At 72.4% G+C, this 5,522-nt stretch carries 7 protein-coding genes; 5 read left to right on the forward strand and 2 right to left on the reverse strand.

Translation table 11 applies throughout. The features are described from left to right. The 5 genes from ftsY to A7A76_RS11150 all read left to right on the forward strand — a co-directional run. Positions 1 to 1,011 (forward strand): signal recognition particle-docking protein FtsY (ftsY, locus tag A7A76_RS11130; protein ID WP_206411249.1); only part of this gene is annotated, 1,011 nt, incomplete at its 5' end. Positions 1,012 to 1,017: 6 nt separating this feature from the next. Continuing rightward, on the forward strand, positions 1,018 to 2,322 hold the full coding sequence (locus A7A76_RS11135) for a hypothetical protein (protein WP_206411250.1): 1,305 nt from the start codon (positions 1,018 to 1,020) through the stop codon (positions 2,320 to 2,322). Between the two features lie 7 nt (positions 2,323 to 2,329). Beyond that, on the forward strand, positions 2,330 to 3,448 hold the full coding sequence (gene mutY / locus A7A76_RS11140; protein WP_206411251.1) for an A/G-specific adenine glycosylase: 1,119 nt from the start codon (positions 2,330 to 2,332) through the stop codon (positions 3,446 to 3,448). Between the two features lie 84 nt (positions 3,449 to 3,532). Beyond that, positions 3,533 to 3,802 (forward strand): oxidative damage protection protein, encoded by a 270-nt coding sequence (locus tag A7A76_RS11145; RefSeq protein WP_206411252.1) that lies wholly within the window; start codon positions 3,533 to 3,535, stop codon positions 3,800 to 3,802. Between the two features lie 220 nt (positions 3,803 to 4,022). Continuing rightward, positions 4,023 to 4,274: a hypothetical protein gene (locus A7A76_RS11150; protein WP_206411253.1), complete on the forward strand. Its 252-nt coding sequence runs from the start codon at positions 4,023 to 4,025 to the stop codon at positions 4,272 to 4,274. A gap of 67 nt (positions 4,275 to 4,341) precedes the next feature. Here A7A76_RS11150 and A7A76_RS11155 read toward each other — a convergent pair whose 3' ends face one another. Together A7A76_RS11155 and A7A76_RS11160 are read right to left on the reverse strand one after the other, a co-directional pair. After that, positions 4,342 to 4,851 (reverse strand): GNAT family N-acetyltransferase, encoded by a 510-nt coding sequence (locus tag A7A76_RS11155; protein ID WP_206411254.1) that lies wholly within the window; start codon positions 4,849 to 4,851, stop codon positions 4,342 to 4,344. A gap of 71 nt (positions 4,852 to 4,922) precedes the next feature. Next, positions 4,923 to 5,183, reverse strand: coding sequence for a YjhX family toxin (locus tag A7A76_RS11160; RefSeq protein WP_206411255.1), 261 nt, complete (start codon positions 5,181 to 5,183; stop codon positions 4,923 to 4,925). Between the last annotated feature and the right edge of the window lie 339 nt (positions 5,184 to 5,522).

Genomic DNA, 5,522 nt, shown 5'->3' on the forward strand with positions numbered 1-5,522 from the left:
CCGCCGACCGCCGCGCCCGCAACCGCGCCGGCCACGACCGCCGCGACCGACACAACCCCGATCGAATACGTCGACAAGCCCGCCGCCCCCGCCGGCAAGAGCGGCTGGCGCGAACGCCTGCGCAACAGCGCCTTCGCGCGCAGCTTCGGCGGCCTGTTCTCGCGCAATCCGCGCCTGGACGACGACCTGCTCGACGAAATCGAAACCGCGCTGATCACCGCCGACGTCGGCGTCACCGCCACCACCGCGCTGGTCGAGAACCTGCGCAAGCGGATGAAGTCGCGCGAGTTCGCCGACGCCAACGCGCTGCTGGCCGCGCTGCGCGCCGACCTGATCGGCCTGCTGCAGCCGGTGGCCAAACCGCTGGCGATCGACACCGCCGCCAAGCCCTTCGTGGTGCTCACCGTCGGCGTCAACGGCGTCGGCAAGACCACCACCATCGGCAAGCTGGCCAAGCGTTTCCGCGACGAGAACCGTTCGCTGATGCTGGCCGCCGGCGACACCTTCCGCGCCGCCGCGGTCGCCCAGTTGCAAGCCTGGGGCGAGCGCAACGGCGTGCCGGTGGTGGCGCAGGGCCAGAACGCCGACGCCGCCTCGGTCGCCTACGACGCGCTGGCCGCGGCCAAGGCGCGCGCCACCCAGGTGCTGATCGCCGACACCGCCGGGCGCCTGCATACCCAGCAGGGCCTGATGGCCGAACTCGGCAAGATCCGCCGGGTGCTGGCCAAGGTCGATCCGACCGCGCCGCACGAAGTGCTGATGGTCATCGACGGCACCACCGGCCAGAACGCGCTGTCGCAGTTGCGCCAGTTCCACGCCGCGGTCGGCGTCACCGGCCTGGTGGTGACCAAGCTCGACGGCACCGCCAAGGGCGGCGTGGTGTTCGCGCTGGCGCGCGAGTTCGGCATTCCGATCCGCTTCGCCGGCATCGGCGAGCGCCCGGAAGACCTGCGCGTGTTCGACGCCGAAGCCTTCGTCGACGCCCTGCTGCCCGAAGCGCTCGGCGGCTGAGGCGCGATGCCCGCCGCCGCCGCACCGACGGCGCCGCAGCAGCCCGCGCGCCGCTCGCGCAAGCGGCTCTGGATCGTCCTGGCGCTGCTGCTGGCGGCGTTGCTCGCTCTGCGCTGGGTCTCGCAACCCAGCCAGGTCAGCTGGATCGTGCTGAGCCAGGCCGGCCGCGCGCTCGGCCTTGAGATCGGCGCCAGCGGCGCCAGCGAATACCGCCTGCGCGGCACCCCGATGCTGGAAGTGCGCGACCTGGTCGCGCGCGCGCCCGGCCGCCACAAACCGCTGCTGCGCGCCAAGCGCGTCTATCTGGCCGCGCCGTGGACGACGATCCGCGCCGCCGGCGCTGTGCTCGACATCGAACGGGTCGAACTCGACGCGCCGCAGTTGGACCTCGGCGAACTCGACCGCTGGCTCGCCGCGCGCCCGCCCTCGCCCGGCCCGACCCGCATCCCGCGCCTGATCCGCGGCGCACGCGTCAGCGACGGCCGCGCGGTCGGCGCGGGCTGGTCGGTCGAAAACATCGGCCTGGAGTTCGCCGAACTCGATCCGGACAAACCGCTGCGCGCCCGCGTGCGCGGACGCGCGCTCAGCGCCGGCGTGGCGGTGCCGTTCGATCTGGCCGCGACCCTGCATCGCCCGGCTCCGGCGCGCGGCCTCGGCCTGTCCGGCGCGCTCGCGGTGGAGGCCAAAGACTGGCGCCTGCCGATGCGCGTGCGCGCCGGCGCGCGCCTGCACGACGGCCTCGACGGCCTCGGCCTGGACGCGCTGCGCCTGGGCGCCGACGCGCGCTATGCCAGCGGCGACACCGATCTGCCGTTCGCCTTCGGCCTCGCCGGCCCGCTGCGCTATCGCGCCGGCGAACTGACCCTCGCGCCGATGGGCGCGGCCCTGCGCGCCGCCGCCGACAGCACGGTGCCCAACCTCGACGCCGGCGGCCGCTTCGGCTTCGGCGCGGCCCTGCGGCTGCACTGGCGAGGCCGCATCCATGCCTGGCCGCAGGCCTGGCCGGCGCTGCCGCCGCCGCTCGGCCAATCGCGCACGCCGCTGGATTTCCAGCTCGATTACGCAGGCAAGGCCGATCTGTCCGACACCGTCGCGCTGAGCGCGCAACGCGACCAGACCCGCTTCGACGGCCGCTTGCGCCTGGCGCAGATGCTGGCCTGGATCGACGCCAGGGACGGCTCGCCGCTGCCGCCGCTGAACGGCCGCCTGAGCGCGCCGAAGATCGAAATCTCCGGCGCCGCGCTGGAAGGCGTGGAAGTGCAAATCCAAGACGATCCGCCCGCCGCCGCGTCGCCCGCGCCGGCCTCCTGACATCGCAATGAACCCACGCAGCCAAAGCGCCAACGCCCGCCCCGCCCGCCGCAAGACGGCGGCGCCACCCGCCGCCGCCTCCGCGCCCGACGCCTTCGCCGCGCGCCTGCTGGCCTGGTTCGACGTCAGCGGCCGCCACGATCTGCCCTGGCAGCATCCGCGCTCGCCGTACCGGGTGTGGCTGTCGGAAATCATGCTGCAGCAGACCCAGGTCAAGACCGCCGCGCCCTATTTCGAACGCTTCGTCGCGCGTCTGCCCGACCTGCCCGCGCTCGCCGCGGCCGGGCAGGACACCGTGCTCGGCCTGTGGTCGGGCCTGGGCTACTACGCCCGCGCCCGCAACCTGCACGCCGCGGCCAAGCTGTGCGTCGAACGCCACGGCGGCGAACTGCCGCGCGATATCGACGCGCTGACCGCGCTGCCCGGCATCGGCCGCAGCACCGCCGCGGCGATCCTGTCGCAGGCCTGGGGCGACCGCCACGCGATCCTCGACGGCAACGTCAAGCGGGTGCTGTCGCGCTACCACGGCATCGACGGGTTTCCCGGCCTGCCGGCGGTGGAGCGGCAGCTGTGGGCGCTGGCCGAATCGCACCTGCCGCCGGCGCGCATGACCGACTACACCCAGGCGCAGATGGACCTGGGCGCGACCGTGTGCACGCGCTCGGACCCGGCCTGCATCCTGTGCCCGCTGCAGAACGACTGCGTCGCCCGCATCCACGGCCGCACCGCCGAACTGCCGGTGCCCAAGCCGGGCAAGGCGGTGCCGCAGCGCCACGCGCAGGTGCTGTGGCTGCTCGACCGCAGCGGCCGCGTGCTGTTGCAGCGGCGCCCGCCGACCGGCGTGTGGGCGGCGCTGTGGACGCTGCCGCAGCACGAGGACGAGGAAGCCGCCGAGCGCTGGTTCGACACCCACGTCGAAGCCGAATACGCCGACGGCGAAGCGCTGGCGCCGGTCGCCCACGCGTTCAGCCACTACAAGCTGGAACTGCAGCCGCGGCGCTGGCGCGCGGTCGCCTTGCGCGCGCGCGTCGGCGACAATGACGACCTGCGCTGGGTCGCGCGCGAGGAACTGGCCGAGCTCGGCATTCCCGCGCCGATCCGCAAGTTGATCGAAGCCGCAAGCTGATCGAAGCGGCAGGCTGACCGCGATCGACCGATCGAACCCGCAAGCCGCGCCGCCCCCCACATTCGTCACCGCACCAGGATCCCCATGAGCCGCAGCGTTTTCTGCCAGCACGAACAGCGCGAGACCGAAGGCCTCGACTTCATTCCCTGGCCGGGCGAGATGGGCAAGCGCATCTTCGCCAACATCGGCAAGGCCGCCTGGGCGGCGTGGCTGGCCCACCAGACCATGCTGATCAACGAGAACCGGCTCTCGCCGATGGACCCCAAGCACCGCGCCTTCCTCCAGGACGAGATGGAGAAGTTCCTGTTCGGCGGCGGCGCCGACAAGCCGGCCGGCTACGTGCCCGAGCAGTGAGCGCCGCGCGCGCCTGAACGGCGAACGCGTACGCGTTCGCTGCGAAACTGCGACCCATTGCCCGCCGCAGGCACGCTCGCGCCGCGGTGGCCTTCGTGTTGAATCGCCATTCCGGCATCGCCACGCGGCGGTGCGGGAAAACGACCTGCGCAGGAAAGCGGCGCTCCGCCGCAGCCGCGGCTGCGTCGCGCCACCGCGCTTCATCACAAGGAGAGTCGAAATGCGTCAGCAGTCCAAGAGCAAGCTCGCCCTGATCGCCTTCGCCGTCGGCATGACCCTGTCGCTGGCCGCCAGCGCGCTGCCTTACCCGAATCCGGGCGAGGGCTACGTCCAGCACTATTACTCGGACGCCGCCCGCACCAACCTGGTCGGCGAGCGTTCCTACGGCAATTGCGGCGAGTCGTTCCAGTGGGGCCAGACCAGCCGCTACTTCACCCTGACCAAGGTCGTGTGCGGCGACGGCCTGCCGTAAGTCCGCGCGCGCAACTACAGCCACGACGCGGGCCCGGCGCGATGCCGGGCCCGCGACGCGGACGCCTTCAAACCGCTTCGTCGATACCGAACGCAGCCGGATAACGCACCTGCCCGGCTTCGCCGCGCAGCGCGCCCTTGGCCAGTTCCAGCGCCATGAACGCCTCGCCGGCGAACGGCGACGCCAGCTTGGCCGCCAGCGCCGCGCTGAAGCCGAAGCGCGGGTAGTACCCCGGATGGCCGAGCACGATCACCGCCTCGACCCCGTCCCGAGCCAGGCACGCCAGCCCCGCGCGCACCAGCGCCGAACCCAGGCCGGCGCTCTGCCGCTGCGGATCCACCGCCATCGGCGCCAATGCCACCGCACGCACCGCGCGCCCGTCCACTTGCGTGGGCAAGTCGGTGAACAGGATGTGGCCGACGATCGCGTCGCCGTCCTGCGCCACCAGCGACAGCCGCACCAGGCCGTCGGCGCGCAGGCGCTCGACTAGGTCGGCCTCGTCGCCGCGGCCGAACGCGGCGCGGTTGAGCGCGCGCACCTGCGCGCGCTGTTCGGGCGTTTCGTCTTGGATATGCATAGCGTCCTCCTGTGCGGACAACGGGCGGCGGCGCAGGGCCGAGCCGAACATCAGCAAGCTCAGCATCGCCGTCACCGGTTGTCGTGTTGAGGGCGCACGCTTTGCCGCCCCAGATGGCTGATGCGGTAGGGCTGCCCGTCGTGCGAGCAGATCAGGCCGCGTCGTTTGAGTTTCTTGAACACCGCTACGGTGCAGTCCGCGAGGCGATAGCCGTCGCGGTTGTAGCAGTCCACCTCGAGGACGGCCGCGCTATCGGCGGCGCGGCGGTGCTGGATGCAGCCGCCTTGAGCCAGCGCGTGCAGCACGCGCTGTTCGGATCTGGAAAGATTCATTTGGCATGTCGGTCGTAGCCGGAACGAACGCGACGGCGCGCGCCCGCGTTGCGCGGACGGCGAACTGATTCGACGCGTTACCCACCTTCGCGAAAACGAAGGTCAGCGGGTGGCCACAATCTCCGACATGCTTCCCTCTTTGGCCGCCGATCGGCGGGAGTACGGGGAAGCGCACCCTAGTAGGCGGCGGCGCGCGTGTCAACCGCGCGGGCGGCCGCATTCAAGTCTCGGCGCGGCCTGCGCCGGCGCGTGCACGCAGACGCGGGTTCGCCCACTCGCGCACCCGGTCGCAGCGGCGGGGACTGCCGAGGTCCACACTGCGCCGGCCGGCCCCGCCCC

It is taken from the genome of Lysobacter enzymogenes (assembly GCF_017168095.1).
Classification (GTDB): domain Bacteria; phylum Pseudomonadota; class Gammaproteobacteria; order Xanthomonadales; family Xanthomonadaceae; genus Lysobacter; species Lysobacter enzymogenes_D.